We start from the raw sequence: 26,874 nt of genomic DNA, 5'->3' as shown, positions 1-26,874 counted from the left end.
CTGTCAGCTCAGTTGTGGCTGCCGTGCGGTCGATCACCGTGTGCTGGCGGGTAAAGATCGACTTCTCGGTCGGGGTGGGGGTGGCGCGAAATAGTTCACGGGATGTCCCGATGTTTCGTTGAAGTTTCAGGCCGTCGGGGATACGCTGAGGATTCTTGGGAGCGCTCCCATCTCGAATGATCACTCCGATCCGCGGGGAGAATGGAGTCCTCACCCATGCGTATGAGCAATAGCACCACCAGGCGGCGCGGTCTTCTGGCACTGGCTATCAGCGCGCTGGCCTGCCTGTTCCTCTTCACTCCAACGGCCTCGGCCCACGGCACGATCGTCGATCCCGCTTCCCGCGCTTACCATTGCTGGCAGGCTTGGGGCAGCGACCACATGAACCCTGCCATGCAGCAGCAAGACCCCATGTGCTGGCAGGCATTCCAGGCCAACGCCGACACCATGTGGAACTGGATGAGCGCACTGCGGGACGGACTCGGCGGCAACTTCCAAGGGGCTACCCCTGACGGACAGTTGTGCAGCAACGGCCTGGCGCGCAACAACTCCCTGAACAACCCCGGACAGTGGAAGACCACCAATATTAGCAACAACTTCACGATGCACCTGTACGATCAAGCCAGTCACGGTGCCGACTTCTTCCGGGTCTATGTCAGCAAGAACGGATTCGACCCCACCACCCAGCGCCTCGGTTGGGGCAATCTCGACTTCATCACGCAAACCGGCAGGTTCGCACCGGCCAACGACATCACCTTCAACGTCCAGACCTCCGGCTACACCGGACGCCACATCGTCTTCACGATCTGGCAGGCATCACACCTCGACCAGACCTACATGTGGTGCAGTGACGTGAACTTCGGCTGAGAGGCAATCGGGGTGCCGGTCCACGCCAGAACCGTGGGCCGGCACACCGGCCGTTCGGCCGCGCGGTTCAGTGGTTGAGATACGCGAGCACGGCGCGGACCCGGCGATGTGTGTCGTCGGACGGCGACAGGTCCAGTTTTGGTCAGGATGTTCGTGATGTGCTTCTCGACCGACGCCGGTGCCAGGACCAGTTCCGCGCAGATCGCCGAGTTCGACAGGCCCTGCGCCACCAGGCCGAGCACCTCCCGCTCCCTGGCGGTCAGGCCGGCGATGCCGTGGTCGTTGTTGTTGCGCGCGAACAACTGCCGCACCACCTCGGGGTCCATCGCGGTGCCACCCTCGGCCACCCGCTCGATCGCGTCCAGGAACTCGTCCAACGCGGTGACGCGGTCCTTCAGCAGGTAGCCGACGGCACCGTTGCCATCGGCGATCAGTTCCGCGGCGTACACGCGTTCCACGTACTGCGACAGGATCACGATCGGCGTTTTCGATTCCCTGCGGCGGATCGCCAGCGCGGCACGCAGACCCTCGTCGCGGAAACCCGGCGGCAGGCGAACATCCACAATGGATACATCGGGCCGGTGGTCGCGCACCGCGGTCTCCAGGTCCGGCGCGTTGTCCACCGCGGCGACCACCTCGTGCCCGGTGTCGGTGAGCATCCGCACCAGGCCGTCGCGCAACAGGAGCAGGTCTTCGGCGATCACGATCCGCATGGCAGCTCCGCGTGTACGACGGTCGGGCCGCCGACCGGACTGGTGACTGTCATCCTGCCGTCGAGTGCCTCGACGCGGCGGCGCAGCCCGTCGAGACCAGAACCCGCCTCCAGGTCCGCACCGCCTCGCCCGTCGTCGCGGATCTCGACGATGAGCGACTCGACCGGCGACTCCGTGCGGGTCACGGTCACCGCGCACTCGGTGGCCCGCCGCGGTCGAGGTGCCCCCTCTCCCGTGGTTTCGCACCCAGCGTCGTGCCGGCGCCACTTCAGCCCGCAGCACGTCGCCGACCGCGACGTGCTCGATCCCGCTTTTGGTCGCTGTGACACCAGCAGCAGACCGTCCCGCTGCGCACCGGCACCACCATCGCCGACCGGCTCGGCGCGGCTCCGGAAGCGACGATGTCACTGCTCGGCCTCGGTGCCCTCGTCTGGTGCGGGCTGCGGCGCCAAACGTCTCGGCAATCCGGTGCCGAGGAACGCGCGCCAACTCCGTTCGCGTTCGCGGTCCGGATCGCGGTGCTGGGCGACAACCGCCACCAGCAACGCGATGACACCGAGCAGATCGAGACAGTGGAAGCGGGACGCAAGATCAGCACGGCGTGGGTTCCGCCTCCCCGCTCAGATGACGCCGAGCCGGCACCAGGACAACAGTGTCGCCGGTGTGACGGGAAAAACCGACGCCCACCGGTGGCGAGGGATCAGCCTGGACAGGGCCGTGAACCAGAGCCGGTCCGCAGGCTGATAGCGCGGGCGCTGACTGAGTTGGCGGCGCAGGATCGTGTTCTCGTGTCTCAGAACCAGTAGCTCGGCGTCCTTGGCGGCGTCGCTACGCAGTGTTCTGACCAGCAACGATGGATATTTGAGCACCACACGAGGTAGGGAGTCGGAGTACGATGGAGCATCCTGGTGTGCTCGGCTGCAGGCGATCCTTGAGGTCTGGAATTCGCAGGTCAGCGCATGTGAATGTAGTTTCCGGCGCTGACACCCGGGCTCCGGGTCGTCAGTCGCGCAGACGACACAGCTTCGTGGGCTCGATTTCGCCTTTGAGCAGCGCGCCGATGTATACCTAGCCCGCGCTGACGCACGGTCAGCTCCTCGCTCTGCGGCCATCGTGATGCGGCGTGGTCGGAACAACCGCTTCTGCAACTCGGCGACGTCCGGTATGCGTCCAGATCCTAGAGACCAAGGCGCTGCTGCTCGGCCTGCACCACTCGCTGCTCCACCGACACCGCTGAGTCCAGTGCGCTCGCGTGCGAGTGCTTCGTGTCGCTTTCGCGCGCGTAGTGGTCGAACAGCAGGGTCTTGTGGTCGCGGATCTCCTGCACCCGCGCGTCCACGCTGTCCTTGACCAGCAATCGGTGCACGTGGACCTTGCGGACCTGGCCCATCCGGTGACAACGGGCGATCGCCTGGTCCTCCGTGCTCGGCTTCCACTGCGGCTCGGCGATGATCACCACGGACGCGGCCTGGATGTTGAGGCCCACGCCGCCCGCCTCGATCTGGGCCACCAGCACCGCGTGGTCCTCGCACGCCGTGAACGCGTCCACCAGTTGTTGACGGCCCTGCGCCGACGTCGCGCCGGTCAGGGGACCGAAGACTTCGAGGTGGTCCGCGACCGCGTCCAGCACGTCGTGGAAGTACGAGAACACCACGACCTTCCAGCCGTTGTCCCTCGACTCCTCGATGATCTCCAGCAGCCGCTCCAGCTTCGCCGAGCCGCGGGGCGTGCCCGGCGCGTAGGCGGCGCGGCGCATCGCCATCAGGTTCCCCTCGCGCACCGCGTCGAGGTACGCACCTCGGTCCTGCTTACCGAACTCGACCCAGTCCTCCATCTCCAGCAGCTCCGGCAACTCCCCCAGCACGTCCTCCTGGTTACGCCGCAGGTACACCGGTGCGACAACGCGGCGGAAGGCCTTCGCTCCCACCACGGCGTCGGTGGCGCCCGTGCGGGCCGCGATGCCCGACTGGAGATAGGCGACCAGGTTGCGGAACTCCTCGACGCGGTTCTCCATCGGCGTGCCGGTGAGGAGCACTGCCCGCTCCGCACGCTGTACGATCGTGTTGACCGCCTGTGAGCGCTGCGTGTCCGGGTTCTTCACGTAGTGCGCCTCGTCGACCACGACCAGCGCCGGGCGGAACCTCTTCGGCAACACCAGTTTCGGCAACGTGCCGAACGTCGTCACGCCGACGCCGCCCTGCGCCAACCACTTGCCGACCGCACCGTCGCGGCCCGCGCCGTGCATCCGGTGCGGAACGAGGTCGCTGTGTCTGGCGATCTCGTTGACCCAGTTGACGACGACACTTGCCGGGCAGACCACCAGGAACCCGCGTCGCCCACCGGCGGTGAGGCTGGCCATCACCGCGATGGCCTCGATCGTCTTGCCCAGTCCCATCTCATCGCCGATGATGACGCGTTTGCGGGCCAGCGCGAACTTGGCTCCGAACACCTGGTAGCCGCGCAGCGACACCTTCAGCAGGCTGGTGTCCAGTGTGGTCGCATCGACCTCGTGCTCGATGTCGGCCGGGACGAAACCCTTGGCGGCACTGCGATCCGGCATCGCGTCCGCACCAGCGAGGTCGGCGAGGAGCGTGTTGTAGGCGGCCGCGTCGAGCTCGTAGTCGCGCCACAGCGCACGGTGATCCAGGTCCGGCACGCGCAGCTGCGTGCCCACTGCGCGCAGCGCCGCCACGTCGCGGCTGGCCAGCAGGGCCCCGAGCCGGTCGAGCGAATCGATGGCGGCCTGTCGGTTCTTCCGCGACGAGAAGAACATCCGCACCCGGCTCCAGGCACGGGATGCGGCGCGCACGTCGGCGTCGACCCTGCCCAGCACGTCTCCGAGCGGCTCGCGTAGCGGACCGACGAGCTGGTTCGCCCTGCGCAGCTTGGACATCAGCTGCAGCAGCTCGGTTTGGGCGCGGTCAGCGCGGTCGGGGTTCAGCCGGACAGTCGCGTCGCGCGCGACGCCGTCGACGACGGCGCGGGCGACCCGCACGATCTGCTCGGCGGACTGCCTGCCGACTCCGGGCACACCGTCGAGCTGTTCTGGGCGCGCCTTGGCGACATCGGCGACGGTCCGGTACCCGGCGGCCTTCAGCTTGCTCAGCCGCAGGTTCGCCTTCGTGTCCCGGAGCTTGTCCACCGGCATGGCGCGGAGCTGGTCGGCCACCAGGGAGTCCCGGACCGCCTGGAACTTCGCGGCGGCGAGCGCGAGCAGCCGATCCGGTTCCGCGCGCACCCCTGCTGCCTCGGCGCGGAACGCCTTGGCGGCGGCCAGCACCGCGCGAGCATGCCTACCGACCTTCGACGAGTCGTCCACCCGTGTCCTTCCGTCAGGTGGTTCGAGAGTACCGAAATCAGACCTGTCGTCGGTGGTCGGAGCACGTGACGTAGTCGGCCGTGCCGCCGACGACGTGGCGAACCTAGGTGTTGAGCGGAACGCCGTCCAGTGACTTCCGGCGGCGCGGCCACACACCGCGATCGGACTGCCGATGGCAAGTACCGCCGACCCGAAGAACCCGAGCAGCATGCCGAGAGCGTTCTGCGCCAACTGCTTCGAGGGATAGAAGGTCGTCGTGGGCTTCCCGCTTCTGGTCCGGTACGCGGTCATGGGCACTGGCCGCAGGTCCTCACCCTCTACGACCAACTCCTCACCCACACACCGACTGCCGTGATAGCGCTGAACCGGGCCATCGCCGCCGGCGAGGTCCACGGCCCGCAAGCCGCGCTGGACCTCGTCGACCAGTTCGACCTGCCCGAATACCCCGCCTTCCACGCCATCCGCGCCGACTTGCTGCGCCGCCTCGGCCGAACCGATCACGCCGCCACCGCATACGACACCGCGGCCAGCCTCACCCCGAGTCCTGCGGAAAGGGGGCTCACCAACACTGCCGGAGGGTCGCGGCCTGCCCGGCGAGGTAATACCGAGTGCGGTGACGTCCTGCGCAACGGACAGCGTTCGGCCTGGCGGACGCTGCCGAAGGCAACGATCGGCAACGTGCTCATCCGAGACGACGCCATCGCCGACATCGCCGCGATGCTCCGCATCCTGGTCGGGCTCGACGACATGCTGCCGGAGCAGTTCGCACCCGCCATCGCCATCGAACCGACTGACCTGGTGCGCATCGGCCAACGGAGCGACCTGACCAGCAACTCGGCCTCGATGTCGATGTCAAACACCAAGAACATCCGGGTCGACGCGGAGGAGTCCCTGACAACCAGAGATGCTGCCCGGCGTCCACCGGAACCTCGCGGTGTACTCGGCCCTGGTCATGTGCTCGAAGAGCAGGTCGAGAATCCGGTGGCTCTCCACCTGGGAGAAGCCCACGATGCGGGTGGTCGAGCCGGGCCTGACGAACAGCGCCTTCTCACCGGTCTCGGGGTGCACCCGGACGACGGGGTGCACGGCCACCTGCGGGTCCTCGCAGTAGATCTTCAGGATCTCGCGGTCCCGCTCGTCGGTGTGCAGCAGTGGCACGGCCGCGAAGAACGCGTGTTCGGCGCGCAGGCCGTCGACCATGGCGCCCAGCGGCGCGGCGAGGCCCTCGTACGCGGCGACCATGTTGGTCCACTGGGTGTCGCCGCCGAACTCCGGCGTCGTCTCGGCACGCAGGATCGAGATGGCCGGCGGGTTGACCGCCTGCGTCAGGTCGCTGTGCCAGCCGGCGAGTGGCGAGTGCCACTTACGCCGGTAGTGCTCCTCGAAGTTCTTGCCGTAGCGCGTGTCGGATCTCCGCCACGACGGAATCGGACAGATCGGCGCGCAGGTCGACGCCGCTGATCTCCGCCCCGATACGGCCGGCCACCCGGCTGACGACCAATTCCGCCGGTGGCGCGGCGTCCAACGCCGAACCGGTTGCTTGCGCCATTGCACGCGCCTTTCGTTACCAATGCAGACCCCAGGCGCGAGTGTTCGGAAATAGGCTCTCCCCCCACCCGCCCTATTCCGGAGGAATACGTTCCATAGCGACCGGGGACCACGACAAGGGGGGTGTGACACTGGTCACCACAACTTGTTCGAAATATCCGGATCCACGCTAGACCGTCTGGCCTAGAAATTCGATTCAGTTGCTGCAACTACTTCTGTTGTCTAGTCTCCCTCGCTGTGTTCAGCCGCCTGCTCCCACCGTCCGGGCCTTCAGAGCGGCCAGGGACGACAGCCCCACGTGGCATCGGTCCTATCAGGACACGATGGCCGCGGTCAGCAGCAGCACGTTGTCCACTGTGTACAGCAAGGCGTACGCCGAGAAGCTGGCCGGGGTCGGTGGCTACTTCGTCGACCGCAGCGGCGACCGGCTGGCCGGGCTGGTCGACTCGTCGGCCGAGTCCAAACTGGACGTCCTGCTGCGGTACGACCAGTTCGAGCGGTTCCCCGGACCTGAAGGTCGGCAGGCGCAACCGCGACACCCACGAGACTCACGACATCCTGATGGACTGCACCGCGGTCATCGGTTCGCCGGTGACCGGCAAGCCGAGCTCCTACCGGGGCCCGCACGTCGACAAGCCGTACAAGCTGTTCGGCGGCCTGTTCTACATGCGACTGCCGGAGGACGACGCGGTCGGCGGCGACCTCGAGCTCTACCGGTACCGCAGTGACGAGCACAAGTTCTCCGCCTCGCAGTCGGAGTACGGCGACAGCCGGTTCGACATCGACCCGAAGTACGTCGAGGAGGTGGACACCGTGCCGTACGCCGCGAACACGCTCGTGATGTACCCGATCAACCGGTACGCACTCCACGGCGTCTCGGTGCGTCAGCTGACGAACCACCAGCGGCGTTTCGTCGCGCTCGTCGGCGACATGCCGGACATGCTGTTCGACCTGGCGATGTAACACGATGACACCATTCGACCAGCGCGACGGTAAGATCTGGCTGGACGGCACGTTCGTCGACTGGCCGGACGCGAAGCTGCACGTGCTGACCCACGGACTGCACTACGCCAGCAGCATCTTCGAAGGCATCCGGGTCTACGGCGGCGCGCCGTTCATGCTCGCCGAGCACGTCACCCGGCTGCGCGCGTCGGCCAGGATCATGGACTTCGATCTCCCCTACACCGACGACGAGCTGTGCCTGGCGACCGAGGAGACGGTCGCCCGCGCCGGGTTCGTCGACGGTTACGTGCGGATGAACGCGTGGCGCGGCTCGGAGATGATCCAGACCGCGGCGCCGGTGACGTCCGTCCACGTCTCGGTCGCGGCATGGGAGATCCCGAGCGGGTACTACGCGGCGGCCGACGCGCTGAGTAAGGGGATCGCGCTGCAGACCGGCCGGTACCGGCGTCCGTCGCCGGACTTCGGGCCGGTGAAGGCGAAGGCCGCCGGCAACTACATGATCGGCACGATCTGCAAGAACGAGGCGCTGCGGGCAGGTTTTGACGACGCGCTCCTGCTCGACGACGCCGGCATGATGGCGGAGGCGACCGGCGCGCACATCTTCTTCACCAGGGCCGGGGTGCTGCACACGCCGACGACTCGGTGCACGATCGAGGGCATCACGCGGGCTACGGTGCTCGACCTCGCGGCGCGGGCCGGCGTCGAGTGCGTGGTGACGGATCTGCCGCCTGCCTTCCTCGCGGAGGCCGACGGCGCGTTCATCTGCGGGACGGCGTGCGAGCTGCTGCCGGTGCGTCAGATCGACGAGCAGCACTACGACCTGTCCGGCAACACCGTGATCGGTCAACTGGTCGGCGCGTACGCCGAGCTGTGCCGCAGCGGGACCCCGGTCGCCTGATGACCGACGCGGTGGCCGCGCTCGGCGAGCTGGTGCCGGTGGCACTGGCGTTCGGCGCAGGCGCGGTCTTCGCGCGACGGAAGATCATCCAGGCGCAGGACTCGCGGATCTTCTCCGACTTCGCGTTCCTGTTCGCGATCCCGTGCTACCTGTTCGGCAACATCTACGCGAGCGACCTGCGCGTGCTGTTCGACTGGCAGGCGATCGGCGGGTACGCCGCGACCGCCGCACTGGCGACGGTGGTCGTCGGCGTCACGGCTCGCAGGCTCGGCAAGTCCTCGCGCGGTGTCGCGATGCGGATCATGGCAGGCGTCCAGGTGAACACCGCGTACTTCGCGGTGCCGGTGTTCGTGATGCTGTTCGGGGACGCGGCGCCGATCTTCCCCATCCTGTTGCTGCAGGTCTGCCTGTTGACCGTGGTCGTCATCTCGATCATGGAGTTCGACGGCGCCGACCACGAGGCCGAGGACGCCGAGGGGTCGGGCCGTGCGGCCAAGCTCGGCAGGGCCGTGTGGGCGTCGCTCAACACCCCGGTGGTCCTGGCGTGCAACCTGGGGATCGTGCTCAACCTGCTGTCCGTGCGGATGCCGGGCCCGGTGCTGGACGGTTTCGCGTTCGTCGGCGCCGCGGCGGCCCCGGTGGCGTTGTTCGCGCTGGGCCTGCACCTCGGCGGCACCGGGATCGCGGTCCGGGCCACCACCAAGGAGGAGATCGCGCTCATCGGGTTCAAGTGCGTGGTCTTCCCGTTGGCGGTCTACGCGCTCTGCGGCTGGGTGTTCGAGGTCGAGCGGCCGTGGCTCGACTACCTGGTCCTGATCGCGGCCATGCCGGCGCCGCAGAACCTGTTCATCTTCGCGCAGCGCTACCGGGTCGACGAGGAGCTGTCCGCGTCGCTGGTGGTCAAGAGCTCGGTGGTGACACTGATCCTGCTGCCGCTGTGGGTGCAGGTGGTGCACACGTGACCCTCACCTCACCAGCCGTGTCAGTTCCGCGTGCAGCGCGGCGGCCCAGCCGGCGACCGTCGCCTCGGTGAACAGATCCGTGGAGTACTCCCAGTAGATCCGGTGCTCGGCGATCCGCACGTACAACTCGGTGCGGGCCACGCCAGGCACGACGAGCCCGCTGAGCCGCGACTCGACGCCGGGTAGCGCCAGCTGCGGCGGCGGAGTGGTGACCACGGTGAACAGCACGGTCGGGAACTGGCGGTCCACCTGGTCAGGCGCCACGGCGGCGACCACCTCGTCCAGCGGCAGGTCCTGGTGGTCCAGCCCGCCGAACAGGGCGGCGGAGAACTCCGTGAGCGGCGCGTTCGGTCGGACGCGCACCAGCACCGCGTCCCCGATCATCCCCACCACCCGCTCGTGCTCCGGCCTGGTCCGGTTCGCGCTGGACGTCGCCAGCACCACCGACTCGGTCCCGCACACCCCGGCGAGCCAGGTCGCGAACGCCGTCGCCAGCACCGCGTACGGGGTGCCGCCCTGCTCGGCCGCCACCGTCTCGACGCCGGTGACGATCTCGGGTGACAGCACCGACTCGTACACCGCGCTGCGGCCGGACACGGCCGCCGTTCTCGGCAGGTCGGCCGGCAACGTCGGCATGACGTCCACATCGGACAGTGCGGATCGCCAGTACCGCACCAGTTCCGCTCGCCGCGCCGGCGACGGTCCGGCGTGTTCCCACCGCGCGTAGCCGGCGTGCGGCACGGCGGTCGGCAGGTCCGGGTCCCTCCCCTGCCGTGCCGCCGCGTACAGCTCCGTCAACTCCGCCAACTGGATCCCCAGCGACACGCCGTCACACACCATGTGGTGCAACACGATGGCCAGCACCCACCGGCCTGCGTCCAGCCTGCCGAGCCGGAACCGGTGCAGCGGCGCGACATCCAGCGCGAACGGCGCCGCGGCGAGGTCCGCGCACCACCGGTCGGCGTCGGCGATGTCGTCCACCCGCAGCGGCACCGGCGCGGGTGCGAGGACCTCCTGCACCAGCGTGCCGTCGTGCTCGGCGACCCGCATGCGTAACGCGGCGTGCCGGTGCACGAGTGCCTCGACCGCGCGGCCGAGCGCGTCCTCGTCGAGGTCGCCGGTCAGGTCCACCCGGTGCGCGACGTTGTAGACGGCCGGCAGCACGCGCTGGTGGTGCCGCCACCACAACCTGCGCTGCACCGTGACGAGCGGCGCGGTGGTGAACCGCTGGTCGCAGGACACCGCCATGACGTAGTTGAGGCTGTTGTCTTCCAGCCGTCTCCCCCGATCTGGTACGCCCGCGATGCGGTCTTGATCATCGCCAGCTGCGCTTCGAGACGGTCGTGGCGTGCGTGCCGCCGCTCCTTCTCGTCCGGCATAGCGGCCTCGCTGTCCATGGCGGACGAGGCCTTGACCATGCTTCTCTGCAGCACGCTCAGCAGTTTTGGGAGATCGTCACCGTCCGGGCCCATCCACCCATCCTGGCGTGAACGTTCAACCAAGTCCAGGAACGCGGCTGGCGCGGCTACGAACCCCGATACGACCGGCTGCACACCGAGACTGCCTGCCGGCGCGGCGGCGCCCAGGGCATCCACCTCGCCGACCTCGACCCCGACCGCTGCCTGGTCAAGCTCCGCGAAAGGGCAGCACCGTCCGCTGGCAACCCATCACGCCCGCACTCGCTAATTGCCTGGTCGACCACGCCGCAGCTCGCGGCCGTCATGACCGGCCAACCACATCCCCTCGCACTCCACCCTTCAACGGCATCAGCAGGCAGTCACCCACATCCGCCGAGATCCGAAGCGAGTGCGGTTCGCGCCAAACGACCTTGCCAAGTTATCGGCTGACGCGGGTCCAGTCCGGCCCCGCCCTCAACATCGGCATGGACCTCCGCTGACGGAGGACCTGAGGCCTGATCGTCACCACCCCCGCGCGCTGCTCCCGCGCTCGTCGGGCCATCGTGAGGTGCTCGGTCGTTCGAGGGACGTGCCGGACGTGTCGTGCTCGTTCGGTCCTGGCTGACGCGCAGGCGCCGCAGGCCGCAACGCGACGGCGGCGATCACGACTAGCAATACCGTCGTGATCGCCGCCGCAACGGCGATCACGACGGTGCGCTTTCGGTCAGTCTCCCGCGGCATCATCGTAAATCGATTGTACCTTGTCGTCGAAGTAAGGACTGTCGATCCACTCGGGTCCGTCATCGGGGCCTGGCCACGTGCTGCCTACACCGTTGACATATCCGAGCAGGGTGTCGTTGGAATATTCCCGGAACCACGGTCCGCCACTGAACCCGCCGGTCCAGGCGCAGTACAAGGTCGGTCGGTAGTCTGGAAACCCGTAGTTCGTCGTGCCTTCGCACGTCCATGGAATCTCGCCGCCGTCGCGGTTTCCCGGATAGCCGAATGTGACGGAGTCGAACGATCCCGGGTAATTGTATGAGATTCCGTTGCCACCGACCGTCTCTACCAGTAGTTGGTTGTTCTCGTTGGTGTAGGTGGTGACGATCGCGATGTCGTAGTCCCAGTCACAGTCCGCTATCCAGGTATCGAAGGTGCGGAGCGTGCGTACCTGGAATGTCCCGTATGGACGGTCCCCACTCCAGTACAGGGGCGCGAACTCGGCCTCGGTCATCCACGCCGCGGAGCCGGGGTTGTCGTTGCAGCCGTTCGGTCCTGTGTGCACGCAGTGAGCGGCTGTGATGATCTGGCTCAGATTGCCCGAATTGATCGCGCTCGCCGTACAGTAGCCGTCGCTTCCGGTATTGGGATTGTGCAGGAACAGCTTGCCGGTGGTGGGCGTGGCATTCGCCAGCGGAGCGATGCCTTGTGGTGCATTGGTTGGCAGCCGGGGCTCAATTTTTCCGGGGTTCGCGGGCGCGTCGGGTTCCGCGCCGCGGCCAGATCTGGTGCCCGGTTTGATGCTGTCGAAAGATGTCGCTGCCGCCATCCGCGCCGCGCTCCATGTGCTCTCCGGCTTGGCGATCGTTGCGGACGACGTTTGATCCGGCCGTGTTGGTGACGGCTCGGCGAACGCGAGCGGTTGAAAAATGAAAGAAACGACGATGATGACTGCGCACGTGATCGCGAATCTTCGCATGATTGACCCCCCAATAACGCGTAGCTTGAAAACGACTCTATGCCAGGTCTCCCGGGGTGTCAACAGTTGGATATTAATGCGCGAGTCGATGTATTGATCAGTTCGGGAGCCTGATCTTCCGTTCGGCGGCCTTGTTGGTCGTTTGTGGAAAAATACCCGTCAGCGCTACAGCCGCAGTTCCTGACAAACCAGCTCGTCTTGCCGGTTCCAGGCGCTCCTTTCAACAGGAAGAAGTCCTGGCTGCCCAGCGCCCGACCAAGCGCGGTCCGCTTGTCGCCATCAAGCCGGTCGTCGAACCACTCCGCAGTGGCAGGGACGGCATGATCACCGATGCGGGCGGGATCCAGTAGCAGTACACGCAACAGAAGGCGCACCGCGATCCCGGAACGCACGTTGACCACGGCATCGCGCTGGCCGGCCAACGCCGCCCTCGCCGGCCCGATATCCAGAACAAGCTCGCCCGCAGACGGCAGATTTTGAGGTCTTCTTTGGTAGGCGAGGGTGAGAACGGTGTCGCCGAGAGCCTCTGGCGTTCTGTGATTCTGTTTGCTTTACGTCGCAGCGTCCGCGAGTTCGTCGGGACGCTCACCCGGATACTGCACTCGACAGCCGTCGTGACCTTGGTCGGGCACACTCGAGCGGGACCGGACGCCACAACACACCCGAGACGATCTCAGGAGAACGGCCGGGCAGGGGTGGGTTCCTCGACGGGTTGTTGGTCCTCGATGATGTTGTTGTAACGCAACGCCTTGTAGTCGCCGTTCGGGTGGCCGTCCAGGCTGGCGTCGTTGATGTTGGCCGTGCGGTGTTTGACCGGGGTGGAGCCGAACGAGTAGTACTCGAAGTTGCCCTTGTCATCCAGCCACTGGTGGAAGATGAACACGTGATCTTCGAGCGAGTTGAGGATGTCTCCGGCCCTCAGTTCGGTGCGGTTGATCTCGTGTGAGTAGCTGGGCAGTGTCCACGTGCTCGCGCTCCAGCTGAGGTGCCATGCCATCGAGACGTAACCGGAGCAGTCGCGGCGGTAGAGGCGCCCGTCGCCCGGTCCGGGTGCGTAGCCTTCCTGGTTGTACGGCCCTGGCTGGTGATCGAGCCAGTACTGCGCGCGCTCGATGATCTCCGACCTGCTGATCTTCACCTCGTCCTTGGCGTCGCACTTCTTGCCGCTGGGCGTCGTGCAGGACAGGCCGGTGGGGTCGATCTGGTTCACCGGGTCGTTCGCGGCGTAGGCGTACCGGTTGAGGCCGATCGTGTCCTCGCCGTCGATGGTGGGGTCGGGTGAGATGAACCGGCCCAGCTGGGGGTCGTAGTAACGGGCGTTGAGGTACACCAGCCCGGTCGCGTCCTGGCGTTTGGCGGTGAAGCCGCGGGACTCGAAGGGCAGCGGCCCGCCGGTCGACGCGATCTCGCCGAAGGGCCGGTACTTCTTGCGGTGGACCTCGACGCCCGCCGCGTCGGTCTCGGCCTGGATGGAGCCCTGGTGGTCGGTGTGCACCCAGTACTTCGTCCCGCCGTCGACCCTGGCCACCGGCGTCCCCTCGATCGAGACGTACTTGGTGGTCGTGCCCGCGGTGACGTTGACCTCGTAGTCGACGCCGAGGTAGCGGCGGGTGACCGTGCCCTCGACCTGCTGGAGGCGGGCACCGTCGGCGTCGTAGGTGAACGTGGAGGTCACGCCGTCCTTGACGACCGCGCCCAGCAGCCCGTCACCGTTCCAGGTCAGGGTGCGCCCGGCGCCGGAGGTCATGTTGCCCGCCGCGTCGTAGGTGTAGTTGTTCGACCCGGCGGTGGTCACCGCGTGCGGGTGCGCCGCGTCGTAGGAGTAGTCACCGATCCTGGAGTTCGCGTCGATGTTGCCGACCGCGTCGTAGGACAGCGACTGGTTGTTCGCCGCGCGGGCGTCGTTGGTCGCGCTGGTCAGCTGGCCTGCCTCGTCGTAGGCGTAGGTCCAGTTCTCGTCGGCGAACGGGCTGGTGACCTTCGTGATCTTGCCGGTGGCGTCGCGGGTGAAGGTGTTGTCCTGGACGACCCTGTCACCCGACATCGTCCTGATGCCCGTGAGCCAACCGCGTGCCGCGTCGTGCGGGCGGGTGGACACGGTGCCGTTGGCGTTGGCGATCGAGGTCACCTTGCCATCGGCGTTGTAGGTCGCCGAGGTGACGTAGCCGGGGATCGACACGAGCCGGCCCGCGCTGTCGTAGCGCAGCGGCGCCGCCGGGGTGCCCTGGGTGTCACCGTCGGGGTAGGTGGTCCACAGCTTGCGGTCGCCCGCGTCGAAGCCGTACCGGAACTCGTAGGCCGTGCCGTTCACCGTGCGCACGGTCCTGACGGTGTGGCCCAGCGCGTCGTAGTCGAACGTCCTGGTGCCCGCCGCGTCGGTGTTCGAGGTGACCTTGCCGATGTTGTGGTGCCCGGCACGGACCTGGTCGTAGCCCCAGGAGACCGTCGCGGCGGACACGGTGCCCGCGTTGGACGTCTTGCCGGTCTTGCGGCCCAGCAGGTCGTTGGTGATGGTCGTGCGCTGGTTCTTGGCGTCGGTCTGCGCGATCGGCCGGCCGGCGTCGTCCCACTCGTAGGTGGTGACACCCACGTCCGGGTCGTCCACCTTCGTGTTGCGGCCCAACGAGTCCGTCGTGTAGGCGATGACGTAGCCGGACGGATCGGTCGACTTCGCGAGGTTGCCGCGCGCGTCGAACTCGTACCTCGCGGTCCTCGTCGCGCCGTCGACCGTCTGCTCACGCACGACGCGCTTGCCGTACGCGTCCGTGCGATCGGTCGTGACGCGGCCGCTCTCGTCGGTGTCGGTGGTCGACCACAGGCCGTAGCTCTTGGTCTGGGTCGCGCCACCCGGCAGTGTCGTCTTGGTCAACCGGTCGAGGGCGTCGTAGGCGGTGGCCGTCGGGTAGGTCGTCGGCTGCGCCTGACCGGACACCCAGTAGTAGGGCGCGGTCTTCGTGGCGACCTGGCCGCGTGCGTTGTACACCGTGTCGACGTAGATGTCGCCGGTCGCGGCGTTCGGGCCTTTCGCGACGGTGCGGTAGGGCCGCTGCAGCCCGTCGAGGTAGCGTCGGCTCCACTGTGGAGCGCTCGTGCCGTCAGCGGCGGGCTTCTCGATCTGCTCGTACTGCGTCGCCGGATCGCCGACGTTGACCCACGTGTGGCGTTCGAACTTCCCGTCGGCCTGTGTCGTCTCGAGCGGCCGGCACAGCGCGTCGTAGGTGACGATGGTCGGCTGGTTGTTCAGGTCGTTCACCCGGGTCGGCGCGCCGCAGAGGGCGTGCCAGGTCGCGGTGACCGACTGGGACAGCGCGTTGGTCTCGGAGGTCTGGAACACGTGGTAGGTCGGGTCGTACCCGAGCGTGGTGCGCGCGCCGACCGGGTTGATCTCCGCGGTGAGGTTGCCGAGGGCGTCGTACTCCTTGCCGGTCTCGACGAACGCGTCCCTGGTCGAGAGCCACCGCCCGGTCGTCGTCTCCAGGCCGGCCGACGGCGCCTGGTTCCACGTCGTCGCGCCGTCGTAGGTGGTGCGTGTCTCGCTGATCCTGGTCCCGCCGGTGCCGACACCGGAGAACACCTTCACCGCGGCCGGCTTGTTCACGATGTAGGCGGACGTGTTGGGCACGAACGTGGTCGCCGTCGTGCGCTCGTCGCCCGTCCGCTCGTTGTCGCCGTGCTCGATCTCCTTGGTGACCTCGCCGTAGGCGTTGTACTCCCGCGTGGTGTAGGTGCGTTTGCAGTCCGCGCCGGGGCAGGCCGCGCCGGTGCCGGCGAACGTGTTCACCCATTTTCCGGTCGACAGCACCGTTCTCGGCACGGTGGTGCCGTTGGTGGTGTACTCGGTGACCGTCGAGCTCAGCGGCGTGCCGTCGCCCGCGTGCTGCACGACGCGTTCCGGCTGGCCGATCGCCGCGAGGTCCTGGCGGAACGTCGTGTCGACGTACGGGCAGGCCGTCTCACCCGCGTTGCAGGGCTTGGTCTCCTTCTGCGTGCGGAACCCGAGGAACGTGCGCTCCTGATGGTGGTAGGCCCCGCCCGAGTAGCGGTAGTTCGTGGTCGCGGCGCCACCCCGGCCGTCGGCTTCCGTCACGGCGGACACGGTCTGGGACAGTGGCGGGTTGTTCGTGTTCGTCCACGCGGAGGACGGCATGTAGGCCACCGTCGCCTTCGCGCCCCACTCGTTGGTGCGGGAGGTGAGCACGTCGGTCGCCGCGCCGCCCATGTTCCAGATGTGGCGGCCCTTGTTGAGACCGAAGTTGGTCGTGTAGAGCTGCACCATCTCCGTTCGCGCGTCGCCGTTCACGTCCATCTCGAGGAACTCGGCGGTGCAGGAACCCTTGCTGCAGCTGTAGGAACCCATCGCCGGGTCACTCGCGCCCGGCGCGAAGCCGCTGCCGGTGGACAGCCAGATGCGCCGCTGGGTCGACAGCCCGAAACAACACGGCACCAGCTCGACGATGTCCATCCTGCGGTCGCCGTTGACGTCCATCACGAGCTGCTTCGACGCCGTGCTGTAGGTCATGGACGTGTCGGTGGCGCCCAGCTTGTAGCCGTAGCCGGTCGAGAGCCAGGTCCTGCGGGTGTAGGCGCCGAAACTCGGGTAGAGCTCGACCATGTCGGACTTGTCGTCGTCGTTGACGTCCAGCATCAGGAAGCGGCTGCCCGCCCCCTCCCCGTCCGGCGTGCTCCAGGCGATGCCGTTGTCGGTGGCGCCGGAGACGAACCCCGTGCCGGTGGACAGCCAGATGTGCCGGCCACCGGCGCCGAAGCCCGCCGCCCACATCTCGACGAGGTCGGACCTGCCGTCGCCGTTCACGTCGGCCGACTGGAACTGGCGGTCGGCGCCGTAGGCGATGCCTGCGTCGTTGGACGCGAGCGTGAAGGTGGTGCCGTTCGACAGCCACGTGGCGCGGCAGTAGTTCACCGGGAAGAGGCCGCAGGAGTACAGCTCGAGGACGTCGGTCCTGCCGTCGCCGTTGACGTCCATCGGAAGGAACCGCGAGTTCGTGTCGTTACGTCCCTGGGACGCGCCCTCCGAGCCCAGCGTGAAGCCGGTGCCGTTGGACACCCACAGGCGCCGGCCCATGCCGAGGCCGTAGGGGTAGTACTCGACGAGGTCGGACCTGCCGTCGCCGGTGAAGTCGCCTGGCAGGTACCGCGCGTTCTGGTTGATCGACATCGCGCCCTCCGCGGAGGCGAGCGTGAAGTCGGTGCCGTTGGACAGCCACGTCTTGCGTTGGTAGCTCCCGAAGTTCGGCCACACCTCGAGCATGTCGGTCCTGCCGTCACCGTTGACGTCCATCGGGAGGTACTTGGCGTCCGCGCTGTTGCCGGAGGCCGCGGTGTTGTCGCTCCCGGAGACGAACGCGGGGGCGCCCTCCTGGTAGGTGGCGGTGACGGGAGGCATCGCGGTGCCGCCGGTGACGGTGCCGGAGGCGTCCAGCACGGCGTCCGTGCCGAACTGCCGCACGCTCGCCAGGAGCGACCGGGACGTCGCGGCGCTGGTGGCGTAGGTCAGCTTGTACGCGCGGACCCGGCTGCCGCTCACACTCACGTCGACGGTCTTGATGCGCCCGAGGACGGTTGTGAGGCCGCCGTTGCCCATCGCCTCGAGGTCGGTGTCGGTGCGGGCCTCGTAGTGGAACTTGACGGTCGTCCCGTTGTAGGTGACCGAGTCGAGGTACTCCCAGCAGCACCCGAACTGGTTGGTCGCCCAGTTGTAGGACACGACGTTGTTCTTGGCGTCGACGACCTGGCTGAGGCCCCACCGGTAGACGAGGTCGGTCGCCGAGGACAGCACCGGCGCGTAGACGCGCTTGACGCCGTCCTTCGCGGTCAGGGTCCACCGGCTGCCCGCACCGGTGCCGGTCAGCGCGAACCTCCAGAAGGACTCGTTCTTGGCCGAGTGCGTGCCACCCGCCGTGCAGCTCGGGCTCACACTGCCGGTGGCACAGGGCACGAGTTCCTCGTCGTCCAGGAGGTAGACGTCCGAAGCGTCGTACCGGGGAGCGCCCTTGCCTGCGCTGGCCCGCTCGATCTCGCTCAGGCCGCTCAACGTCCATCCGACCCCTGCCAGCCCGTTGCCTGCCGACGAGTCGTAGGCCAGCGAGAGCTGCGGGGTGATACCGCGGAAGGCCGGGACACGGATCGCGATGTCGTCGGCGAACGTACCGCGCCCGTCGACCCGCCACGACTTGTCCGGGATCTGCGGCTCCGGCGTCTTGGCGACGTCGACGAGCGGAGTGCGCTCCTTGTCCTTCTGGCCGTCGGCGGGCGCGGTCACCGCCCCCGCCGTGCTCACCCCGCTCGCGAGAAGGACAACGGCGACAACGAATCCGCGCAGCGCGCGGCCGGCACCTACCGACCTCATGGGCCCGACACCTCGGCACTCGGAGTGGACGGGTTCACCGTCCTGGCGACTGTGCCGTCCGGCCCCGATTCCGTCGGCGTGAACGGAACCGACGATACGTGGCAGATCTTGCGATCGGAAGAGCTGAGTTACCGCGGACTTACAGACCGCTACCTCGCCTGCGACGTCCCGGTCACACTCGGTCATCCGACGGCGCGGGCCGCGGAGCGTCACGGCGTCCGGTCGGTGAGCTGTCCGCCGCGCCCGTGCGAGATCGTCACGCGGACGAGAAAGACCTGGTCCCCCGCGCGAGGGACCAAGTCGGCGCCGTGGCTGGTCGCCGCGATGGGCTCCGGCGCGCGATCAGCACACGTTCACGCTCATCGTGTACCCGGCCGACACCCCCGACATCGAATTGGACGGCCCCGCTATCGAGAAAACCGATTCCCGATTTGTACTCACGTACGACGACGTGCTCGTGTGAGCCTCCCCCGAACCGGCTCGCGAACCCGAACCAACACGCCGATTCTGATCACGGGGCCACAAATTCCGCTTCGAAACCGAGGCGGCCACGCTCGCCCGACTCGCCGAAATCCAGGACGAACCACCCCAACAGCAACGAGAGGGCCTGCCCACCTCGGTCCGGTCCGGCCGGATCCGCAGCGGGTTCCACCTCACCTCGGAAAGAATGATCGACATTCCGCGAAGGCGGTACGCAATCTCGAAGATCCACGCGGGAGTGCCGCAAAATTCGCTACGGCAGGAGATGGGTCGAATTACCGCATCTGATCCAGCAAATCTGATCCGAACGGCGTATCGCGAAATTATCTAGCCACCGAACAGGCGACTCGGAAAGATTCTTTCGTTACCGGCGGTGACAAGCGGCCACTCTTCCGGCGGCTGGGCCCTCGCGCGTGCCGCCACGTAACCTTTCGTCAGCCGAATGGGAAATTCTTTGACACTCTCGACAACCGTCGAGTTGTCGCCCACCTTCGGCCACAGGACCGTTCGGTCTACGTTCCCTGCATCGCTTACCCAAAGGAACCCACACACATGAAGCGCTCCAGAACGGCGCGTTTATGCGCAGCGCTCGCGATCTCCGCGAGCCTCACCGTCGCCGGCATCTCCTCCGCGACCGCCTCCGACAAGACCGCGCCCACCTCGCCGGTGAACGCGCCCAAGATCACCCAGGCAATGTCCGACGCCATGCAACGCGATCTCGGGTTGTCCGCGAACCAGGTGAAGACCCGGCTGGCTCAGGAAGAAGCGGCCCGCAACACGGAGACCGACGTGCGCGCCGCGCTGGGCGACAGCTACGCGGGCAGCTGGTTCGACGCCAAGTCGGGCACGCTCGTCGTACAGACCACCGAACGCGCCAAGGCACTCGGCCTCGGCAAGGGCGTGACCGTCCACGTCGTCTCACACAGCCGCGCCGAGCTCGACGGCATCAAGATGGGCATCGACCGGTTCGCGGGCAAGTCCGCGCCCTCGGCGATCAACGGATGGACCGTCGACGACCGGACCAACAGCGTCGTCGTCGCCGTGAACAGCAAGAAGATCGACGCGGCAGCGAACACCTTCCTGTCCTCGGTGAAGGCCATGCACTCGTCGATCCGCGTGGTCGAGGAGTCCAGCTCGCCCGCGACCTACGCCGACGTCGTCGGCGGCTGGCCCTACTGGATCAACTACGCCGGACGCTGCTCAGTCGGCTTCGCCGTGTACGGAGGCTTCGTCAGCGCGGGTCACTGTGGTACACCGGGCAGCACCGCCAGCGACCAGAATGGTGCATTGCTGGGCACCTTCGCGGGTTCCCAGTTTCCTGGCAACGACTTCTCCTACATCAGCGCCGCGGCCGGCGTGAACCTCTGGGGCTACGTCGAGGGCTACGACGGCTACTGGTACTACGTCTACGGTTCCGCGCAGGTCCCGCAGGGCTCCGGCATCTGCCGGTCCGGCTCCACCACCGGCATGTGGTGCGGCACCCTGCTCGACCGCGGCTGGACGGTCAACTACCCGCAAGGCACCGTCTACAACCTCACCCGCACCAACGTGTGCGCCGAACCCGGTGACTCCGGCGGTTCGTGGCTGAGCGCCAACCAGGCCCAAGGCGTGACCTCCGGCGGCTCCGGAAACTGCTCTTCCGGCGGTACGACCTACTACCAGGAAGTCAACCCGATTCTGGCGACCTACGGCCTCACCCTGATCACCAGTCCCTGACCTCGACCACCCAGTGCGCGGCCCTGACTCTCGAGTCAGGGCCGCCGGCTGTGTCACGCAAACCTCCGCGTACAGGGCGAGCAGGCCACCCAGGACCAGCAGCGACGTGACCGCGTCGTCGGGAAAAGCCGCCGAGGTCGGCCGCGATCCCGTGTGCCCAGAAGGCAGTGGTGAACCAGCCGCTTACAACGGCCACATCACCCGCTTCGGCGCGGCCGGAGAACCGCTCTGGGGCACTCACGCCACGTCCCCATCTCTGGTGTGCAGCGCCGGGATCAGACACCGGGCGACCGGCTCCGCACTCCCACTCAACCGGCTTAACACAGCTCGCCAGGCACTGGCTGACATCGGGGTAACAGTCGCTGACCTCCTCGACGCAGAGCACGTCGATCCCCTGCGATCTTGGAACAGTCCCCAAGCCCGGCGCTAACCTCGGAGGATCGGCGGATACAGCACGGTTGCCGAGCCACGCCGGTAGAGCATGGCGGGCCTGCCGCCGTTCTTGGTGCTTTGCTCGCCGGTCGGTTCGAGGAAGTTCTCGACGTTGGTCACCTTGCGATGGAAGTTGCGTGGATCCAGTTGCTGTCCCCACACGATCTCGTAGACGTTGCGTAGCTCGGTCACGGTGAACACCTGTGGGCAGAACGCGGTGCCCAGGTTGGTGTACTCGAGTTTGCCCCTCGCGCGCTCGACGGCGTCCGCGATGATCTTCTTGTGGTCGAACGCGAGCGCTCTCCCTCGTCTGAGGACCTTGTCGACCGGTACCCATGTGGCGGCCTGCGCGTCGCCGCCGGCCACCGGTAGCGGAAGGTCGGGCACCAGCGCGAGATAACACACCGTGACGACCCGACGCCGCGGATCCCGGTCAGGAGCGCCGTAGGTGCGCAGCTGTTCCAGGTGCAGCTGTTCTGACGCCAGCCCGGTCTCCTCCGCCAGTTCACGCGCCGCCGCGGTGTCGATGTCCTCGTCCTCCGACGCGAGAAAGCCGCCCGGCAGCGCCTGCGCGCCGAGGAACGGCTCGATCCCCCTGCGTACGAGCAAGATCTGCAGTTGTCCGGACTGGACAGTGAGAACGGCCAGGTCAACGGCAAGCGCGACAGTCGGGATCGTCCAGGCGGTTTCGGTGGTCATGAAGCCAAGTCTAGATTCTCGTCACCATGACGACAAGCGGGGGCGACACCCTAAACGTCAGGTTGACGAGAAGGATGGTTGCGGCTACCGTCGAGGCTTCGGTTCATGGGGGGCCGTGACCATCGGAGCGAGCCAATGATCGTGATTCTCACCGCACTGCAACAAGAGCACAAAGCGGTCCGGCAACATCTGACCGACGTGCGGACTCATCGCCACAGTGCCGGGACATTGTTCGAAGTAGGGGTGCTCGCCGGCCATCCGGATCGGCGGGTCGGGCTGGCGGTCACCGGCGAGGGCAACGCGCGTGCCGCAACCATCACCGAACGCGCGATCAACGAGTTCCGCCCGGCGGCCGTGCTGTTCGTCGGGATCGCAGGCGGGCTGCACGACTGGCTCGGGCTCGGTGATGTCGTCGTGGCGACGCGGGTCTACGGCTACCACGGCGGAAGCAGCCGGGAGGAGGGTTTCAAGGCCCGGCCACGGGCCTGGGACAGCTCACACGAACTCGACCAGGTCGCCCGGCACGTCGACCGGACCGACACCTGGCGGTCGGCGATCTCGGGAGCACCCGGCGTGCACTTCTGCCCGATCGCCGCGGGCGAGGTGCTCCTGGAGTCCGTGGCGTCGGACGTGACGAAGCAGTTGGACGAACACTACAACGACGCGGTGGCCGTCGAGATGGAAAGTGCCGGGGTCGCACAGGCGAGTCACCTCAACCTGTCGACGCCCGCCATCACGATCCGCGGTATCAGCGACCACGCCGACAGAACGAAGCGGTTCACCGATCAGCAAGGGGTGCCGCGGCTCGCGGCCGAGCACGCCGCCGCGTTCGCCGCGGCCGTGATCGCCGAGATCGTGGACACCGATGAGGAAGCCGACCATGACGGGAAGGGCGGCAAGGAAGAACGCCAGTTCCACATCAAGAACGAGGCCAAGGGCAACGCGAAAGTCATCGCCCAGATCGGCGTGGTGCACGGTGGCGTGCAGTTCGGCACGCCAGCAGGCGAAGGTGGTTCGTGATGCCGGACACCAAGCAGACCGAAGGCTCGCAGACGACCAACACCGCGACGGACAACGCCAATGTAGGCGCTCAGATCGGCAACGTGGAAGGAGACGCCGTCTTCCACAAGCACGAAACGATCTACCAGGTCGCCGAGGACGCCTCCGCCGAGAAGAAGTTCCGGGTGGCGCGTAGTTTCATCGACGGCGGCATACCGCGGCAGGCAGAGGACCTCATCAGGCAGGCCATCAGTGCGGGGTACGTCACCACGGAAGTCTCGTACTACTACGCACTCTCCGTGCTCAGCGAACGGTCGTTGAACCGGCTCGGGGCGGACGAGCTGGACAAGCTCCAGCACGCCACGCGGGTGGCCGAGCACCTGCCACACGACCAGTGGTGGGCGGCCATCGTGGTGATCGGCGGACTTGTGCAGTGCGCGGTACATCCGGCCAGCGCACCATCGAAGGACGCACTGCGCGTCGTTCTCGACGCGTTCCAAGCCCTCGGCAAAGAGCGGCAGGCCGAGATCACCCGGCACCTGGACATGATCTTCGACGGGGCGATGCAGGAGGAACTCGACCGACTGAACGCCGCGACCATTCCCGCGCAACGTGCGAAGGGGGAGCGATCCGAACGCGCGTGGAAGTACTTCCACCCCGATCCGACAGCACCACGACGGGCCACGCCGACACCACTGCGGAACGGAGAACCGAGGACCACCGCGTGGCTCGTCACGACGACCGGCATCGCTGGGCTCGGGCTGTTCGTCGCGCTGGGCGTCAGGACCGCCGGAGTCGGGTTTCTGATCCTGTTCCTGGTAGGCGTGCTGATCACAGGGCGGTTCGGGGCGCAGGTGCTGACCCCGTACCTCCGTCGGCGGATGAAGGAGGCCGAGCACGGCAGGAACCCGGCGGAGTTCGACGAGTACGAGGAACTCGGCGTGGAACTCAACCCCACTCAGAAGTTTGCCCACACGGTGTGGAAACGGATCCACTTCTACTTCGCCGTTCGCAGGCCCGTCACGAACAAGTACGAGTGGAACATGAAGACAAAGGGATTTCAGGCAGCGCTGCACTGGCGACTGGTCCGGCTGTACAGCAACAGACGAGTGGCGGTGCCCACGCTCAACTGGTTGATCCGCTGGCACGCCAAGCAGATCGCCGAGCAGTGGCGTGACGAGAGCCTGCCCGACTTCCGCCGGACACTACGCCCCAGGGCGTCCACGATCCTGTCGCTGACAGGCAGCGCGGTCGTCGCGGCGAGTGTCGCCGGACTGCTGGTCTCAAGCTCTACCGCGCAGGGATTCGGGCCCACGGTGACCTCGATCCTGCAGGTCGTCGCCGCCTGCTTCGCAGGCGCGGGCATCGCCTACCTGTTCGCCGACCGCCGTGCGATGACACAGGAGCAGGAGGCGCTGGACGAGTTCTTCGCGGATGAGCAACGCGAGTACCTGCGATGGCAGGAACGACTGCGGGACCGGCCGACGGACCTGGAGATGGCGAACTGGCTGGAGAGTGACAAGCACTACCTGAAGACGCTGGCCATGCGCCGCTGCGAGCTGAGCAGCCGGGAGATCATCGCCCACGTTGTACTCACCGCGGGGAAGCCGCGCGCCATGCGAGCCAGGGTCGTCAACGGTCCACCGCGATTTTCCAGGTATGTCGTGCTGGTCTTCCTCCTCACCCAGCACGGGGTCCGTGAGGTCGACGTCGACCTGAACTTCCTGACGGGCGCGATCTACGACGAGCGGCGCACCGCGTTCAAGTACGACGCGCTCGCTTCCGCCCGGGTGCTGGAGAAGGGCTTCCATTCCGCCGAGGGACAGCAGCACGTCGTGCTCCTCGGGCGGGACGTGCACCTGACCGAGAAGTCGGCGCTCGTGATCAGCCGGACCTTCGAGCTCGCCCTGGTCAACGACCAGAAGATCGAAGTGGTCGTCGACAACTACGAAGGCCTGATCGACGACAGCGCCACGGAGGACAGGAACAAGCTGGATGAGCTGGCGCTCGACTCGTCCGGTGTCGCGATCGCGCTGCACATCCTGGAGGCGGTCGCGGCGGAAGGCCGGGAGTGGATCACCCGGGAGCAGGACCGCCGGGACCGGCGATGGCGGGAATGGGAACGCGGTGGGCGTGACAGCACCGCGCTCGGCGGCCGACCGTGGCCGCCCCGCATCGGTCCCGCCGTGAATTCGTCGGAGAAGGGGAACATGCCATGACTGATCCAGTCTTCGTGTCGATCGCCGCGGCGCTCGCCGGAAAGTCCGTGACGTCGCTCTATGAGTTGGTGCGACGGAAGTTCGGTGGCAAGGGAGACGCCGCAGCGGCGCTGGAGGGGGTGCCGGGCGCGTCGCCGGACTCCGCCGAGGTCGCGGATCTGGCCGCACATCTCACCGCGGCGGAAGCCGGTGATCCAGCGTTCGGCCTCGAACTGCGCCACCTCTGGCAGCAGGTAGCGGCCACCCGCGACGGCGTCGTCAACCAGATCACCGGGAACGTGTCCGGGAAGGTGGTGCAGGCGCGGGACATCAAGGGCGGGGTCAGATTCTGATCTTGGACCGCTCTTGCAGTGGAGCGCGCTCCAGGTCCTGATCAGGCGCCGAGCCGGTGCAGGGTCCTCTTGGCGAGCAGGGCCGTGGCGAGGGCGGTGAGTGCGGCGCCGATGAGCAGCCCCAGCAGGCTGGGATGCCGGAGGGTATCGACGGTCCAGTAGTGCGGGAGGATTCGCAACGGCCACTGGACCGGGCCGGGTGCGAACCAGACGGCGGGTGCGATCGCGGTGGGCAGTAGTCCGAGGACCTTTAGCCAGGCGAGGCCTTCGACCTTGTTCCTGGCGACCGCGGCGCCAGTCCTCGGCCGCCATCCACAACCTCCTGTTAGCCACTAACATATTAGCGGCTAACATATCGGTTGGCCAGCATTACGGCGCCTGGACGGTCACCGCCATGGGGAGGTCGCCTGGAGCACCGTCGCGGACAACGCCTCCGTACGCAGGTGCGTGACGGCGAGGTACTCGGGATCGGCGACCATCCGACCGAAGGCCGTCCGGTCCGGGTAGCGCACGACCACGACCGCGTCCCAGCTCTGGCCGTCCTCGGCCACCAGGACCGTCGAGCCGCTGCCCGCGTACAGCACCTCGGCGCCGTACCGGGGCAGGAACGTGTCCCGCATGTGCCGCGAGTACTCGCGATAGGCGTCGAACCCGCCCTCGGCGAACCGCAACAGGTTGAGCATCACGACCGGACCGTCGCGATCCTCATCGAGAAAACGCGCCAGATCGGCCTCATCCGGTTCGACCACCATGCACACATGATGCCAACCGGGTGAGCCCCCGCGGCATCGGCGATGTCACCGGTTCCTCGACTTGATCGGCGCCGACCTTCGTTCGTCCGCACTGACGGGTGCCGTGGCCCAGCTCAGCAGGAACATGCCAACCGCGATGGCGACCATGGTGAACACGCCGCGCGGCCAGAACAGGTGACTGTCGAGGAAGGAGACGCACGCGGTCAACAGCGGCACCGCCCCGGGCACCACCCGCCAGCCCGCACGCGGCGTGATCCCTGCCACGACGCGAGTTCAACGGGGAAGCTGTGCATGAGCACCATCACGGAATCCGTCGACGTGCACGTACCCGTCGACGAGGCCTACAAGGTCCACAGCACGGGGCACGTCGACACCGTCCCAGCCGGACAGCACGGCCCCGACGCGGCGGTTCAGGTCCCGCAGCTGCGCCGGAACGAGCAGGACACGGAGTTCCCGCCCGGTGTCCACGGGATCGAATCGCGGACCGGTCCCGGCGCCGCGCGACACCCTGT

19 protein-coding genes and 2 pseudogenes are annotated in these 26,874 nt (G+C 67.2%); 9 read left to right on the top strand and 12 right to left on the bottom strand.

Features of this window, described 5'->3' with window-relative positions:
- Positions 1-216 precede the first annotated feature (216 nt).
- Positions 217-867 carry a lytic polysaccharide monooxygenase auxiliary activity family 9 protein gene (locus WBA97_RS38580; protein ID WP_424236012.1) on the top strand — a complete coding sequence of 217 codons (651 nt, stop codon included), beginning with the start codon at positions 217-219 and terminating at the stop codon, positions 865-867.
- 67 nt (positions 868-934) lie between these two features.
- Here the strand turns inward: WBA97_RS38580 and WBA97_RS38575 are convergent.
- The 4 genes and pseudogenes from WBA97_RS38575 to WBA97_RS38560 form a co-directional block, all read right to left on the bottom strand.
- A pseudogene (locus WBA97_RS38575) lies at positions 935-1,580 on the bottom strand (response regulator).
- Positions 1,568-1,735 (bottom strand): annotated as a pseudogene (locus WBA97_RS38570) (sensor histidine kinase); the annotation flags it as partial. The pseudogenes WBA97_RS38575 and WBA97_RS38570, both read right to left, overlap by 13 nt.
- Before the next feature lie 1,022 nt (positions 1,736-2,757).
- Complete coding sequence (locus WBA97_RS38565) at positions 2,758-4,899, bottom strand: DEAD/DEAH box helicase (RefSeq protein WP_424236011.1); 2,142 nt, start codon at positions 4,897-4,899, stop codon at positions 2,758-2,760.
- 852 nt (positions 4,900-5,751) lie between these two features.
- On the bottom strand, positions 5,752-6,453 hold the full coding sequence (locus tag WBA97_RS38560) for a TauD/TfdA dioxygenase family protein (RefSeq protein WP_424236009.1): 702 nt from the start codon (positions 6,451-6,453) through the stop codon (positions 5,752-5,754).
- 555 nt (positions 6,454-7,008) lie between these two features.
- Between WBA97_RS38560 and WBA97_RS38555 the strand changes: the two genes are divergently transcribed.
- Genes WBA97_RS38555 through WBA97_RS38545 form a run of 3 tightly spaced genes read left to right on the top strand, consistent with a single transcriptional unit; the run spans position 7,009 to position 9,270 of the window.
- Entirely contained in the window at positions 7,009-7,410 is a 402-nt protein-coding gene (locus WBA97_RS38555) for a hypothetical protein (protein ID WP_424236008.1), read from the top strand.
- Positions 7,411-7,414: 4 nt separating this feature from the next.
- Positions 7,415-8,308 (top strand): aminotransferase class IV, encoded by an 894-nt coding sequence (locus WBA97_RS38550; protein WP_424236006.1) that lies wholly within the window; start codon positions 7,415-7,417, stop codon positions 8,306-8,308.
- Entirely contained in the window at positions 8,308-9,270 is a 963-nt protein-coding gene (locus WBA97_RS38545; protein WP_424236004.1) for an AEC family transporter, read from the top strand. Before WBA97_RS38550 ends, WBA97_RS38545 begins: the two co-directional genes overlap by 1 nt.
- Before the next feature lie 3 nt (positions 9,271-9,273).
- Here the strand turns inward: WBA97_RS38545 and WBA97_RS38540 are convergent, their stop codons facing one another.
- From WBA97_RS38540 to WBA97_RS38525, 4 genes are all read right to left on the bottom strand, one after another.
- Positions 9,274-10,518 carry a condensation domain-containing protein gene (locus tag WBA97_RS38540; protein ID WP_424236002.1) on the bottom strand — a complete coding sequence of 415 codons (1,245 nt, stop codon included), beginning with the start codon at positions 10,516-10,518 and terminating at the stop codon, positions 9,274-9,276.
- Positions 10,519-11,391: 873 nt separating this feature from the next.
- Positions 11,392-12,366, bottom strand: a complete 975-nt coding sequence (locus WBA97_RS38535; RefSeq protein ID WP_424236001.1) for a trypsin-like serine peptidase — start codon at positions 12,364-12,366, stop codon at positions 11,392-11,394.
- A gap of 59 nt (positions 12,367-12,425) precedes the next feature.
- Positions 12,426-12,788, bottom strand: coding sequence for a hypothetical protein (locus WBA97_RS38530; RefSeq protein ID WP_424235999.1), 363 nt, complete (start codon positions 12,786-12,788; stop codon positions 12,426-12,428).
- Positions 12,789-13,039: 251 nt separating this feature from the next.
- Positions 13,040-18,733 carry an RHS repeat-associated core domain-containing protein gene (locus tag WBA97_RS38525; RefSeq protein WP_424235997.1) on the bottom strand — a complete coding sequence of 1,898 codons (5,694 nt, stop codon included), beginning with the start codon at positions 18,731-18,733 and terminating at the stop codon, positions 13,040-13,042.
- A 1,032-nt stretch (positions 18,734-19,765) separates the two neighbouring features.
- Between WBA97_RS38525 and WBA97_RS38520 the strand changes: the two genes are divergently transcribed.
- Positions 19,766-20,929, top strand: a complete 1,164-nt coding sequence (locus WBA97_RS38520) for a S1 family peptidase (RefSeq protein WP_424235995.1) — start codon at positions 19,766-19,768, stop codon at positions 20,927-20,929.
- Between the two features lie 426 nt (positions 20,930-21,355).
- Here the strand turns inward: WBA97_RS38520 and WBA97_RS38515 are convergent, their stop codons facing one another.
- The gene (locus WBA97_RS38515) at positions 21,356-22,060 is read right to left on the bottom strand and encodes an NUDIX hydrolase (protein WP_424235993.1); all 705 of its coding nucleotides are present in this window, start codon (positions 22,058-22,060) and stop codon (positions 21,356-21,358) included.
- 135 nt (positions 22,061-22,195) lie between these two features.
- Here WBA97_RS38515 and WBA97_RS38510 point away from each other — a divergent pair, with 135 nt between their 5' ends.
- The 3 genes from WBA97_RS38510 to WBA97_RS38500 are packed head-to-tail and all read left to right on the top strand — an operon-like array spanning position 22,196 to position 25,610.
- The gene (locus WBA97_RS38510; protein WP_424235991.1) at positions 22,196-23,080 is read left to right on the top strand and encodes a hypothetical protein; all 885 of its coding nucleotides are present in this window, start codon (positions 22,196-22,198) and stop codon (positions 23,078-23,080) included.
- Positions 23,080-25,278, top strand: a complete 2,199-nt coding sequence (locus tag WBA97_RS38505; protein WP_424235990.1) for a hypothetical protein — start codon at positions 23,080-23,082, stop codon at positions 25,276-25,278. The genes WBA97_RS38510 and WBA97_RS38505 overlap by 1 nt, the downstream gene beginning before the upstream one ends.
- A complete protein-coding gene (locus tag WBA97_RS38500) occupies positions 25,275-25,610 on the top strand; it encodes a hypothetical protein (RefSeq protein ID WP_424235988.1) in 336 nt (111 codons plus the stop codon). Before WBA97_RS38505 ends, WBA97_RS38500 begins: the two co-directional genes overlap by 4 nt.
- Positions 25,611-25,651: 41 nt before the next feature.
- Here the strand turns inward: WBA97_RS38500 and WBA97_RS38495 are convergent, their stop codons facing one another.
- The 3 genes from WBA97_RS38495 to WBA97_RS38485 all read right to left on the bottom strand — a co-directional run bounded on the left by WBA97_RS38495 (position 25,652) and on the right by WBA97_RS38485 (position 26,626).
- Positions 25,652-25,789, bottom strand: coding sequence for a hypothetical protein (locus WBA97_RS38495; protein ID WP_424235987.1), 138 nt, complete (start codon positions 25,787-25,789; stop codon positions 25,652-25,654).
- A gap of 207 nt (positions 25,790-25,996) precedes the next feature.
- A complete protein-coding gene (locus WBA97_RS38490; protein WP_424235985.1) occupies positions 25,997-26,362 on the bottom strand; it encodes a DUF1330 domain-containing protein in 366 nt (121 codons plus the stop codon).
- 45 nt (positions 26,363-26,407) lie between these two features.
- Entirely contained in the window at positions 26,408-26,626 is a 219-nt protein-coding gene (locus WBA97_RS38485; protein ID WP_424235983.1) for a hypothetical protein, read from the bottom strand.
- A gap of 27 nt (positions 26,627-26,653) precedes the next feature.
- Between WBA97_RS38485 and WBA97_RS38480 the strand changes: the two genes are divergently transcribed.
- The coding region (locus tag WBA97_RS38480; protein ID WP_424235982.1) for a hypothetical protein at positions 26,654-26,874 on the top strand (221 nt) is incomplete at its 3' end.

Origin of the sequence: Actinophytocola sp. (assembly GCF_049647105.1) — a bacterium.
In the GTDB taxonomy this organism is placed as follows: domain Bacteria; phylum Actinomycetota; class Actinomycetes; order Mycobacteriales; family Pseudonocardiaceae; genus Actinophytocola.
Note: the sequence above shows the minus strand (reverse complement) of the source record. Positions and strands in the feature narration are given on the sequence as shown.

Coding starts and splice junctions, on each gene's coding strand:
- WBA97_RS38500 (WP_424235988.1), top strand. CDS start 25,275: ATGACTGATCCAGTCTTCGTGTCGATCGCCGCGGCGCTCGCCGGAAAG.
- WBA97_RS38535 (WP_424236001.1), bottom strand. CDS start 12,366: ATGCGAAGATTCGCGATCACGTGCGCAGTCATCATCGTCGTTTCTTTC.
- WBA97_RS38490 (WP_424235985.1), bottom strand. CDS start 26,362: ATGGTGGTCGAACCGGATGAGGCCGATCTGGCGCGTTTTCTCGATGAG.
- WBA97_RS38520 (WP_424235995.1), top strand. CDS start 19,766: ATGAAGCGCTCCAGAACGGCGCGTTTATGCGCAGCGCTCGCGATCTCC.
- WBA97_RS38555 (WP_424236008.1), top strand. CDS start 7,009: ATGGACTGCACCGCGGTCATCGGTTCGCCGGTGACCGGCAAGCCGAGC.
- WBA97_RS38550 (WP_424236006.1), top strand. CDS start 7,415: ATGACACCATTCGACCAGCGCGACGGTAAGATCTGGCTGGACGGCACG.
- WBA97_RS38580 (WP_424236012.1), top strand. CDS start 217: ATGCGTATGAGCAATAGCACCACCAGGCGGCGCGGTCTTCTGGCACTG.
- WBA97_RS38540 (WP_424236002.1), bottom strand. CDS start 10,518: ATGGCGGTGTCCTGCGACCAGCGGTTCACCACCGCGCCGCTCGTCACG.
- WBA97_RS38505 (WP_424235990.1), top strand. CDS start 23,080: ATGCCGGACACCAAGCAGACCGAAGGCTCGCAGACGACCAACACCGCG.
- WBA97_RS38515 (WP_424235993.1), bottom strand. CDS start 22,060: ATGACCACCGAAACCGCCTGGACGATCCCGACTGTCGCGCTTGCCGTT.
- WBA97_RS38525 (WP_424235997.1), bottom strand. CDS start 18,733: ATGAGGTCGGTAGGTGCCGGCCGCGCGCTGCGCGGATTCGTTGTCGCC.
- WBA97_RS38545 (WP_424236004.1), top strand. CDS start 8,308: ATGACCGACGCGGTGGCCGCGCTCGGCGAGCTGGTGCCGGTGGCACTG.
- WBA97_RS38510 (WP_424235991.1), top strand. CDS start 22,196: ATGATCGTGATTCTCACCGCACTGCAACAAGAGCACAAAGCGGTCCGG.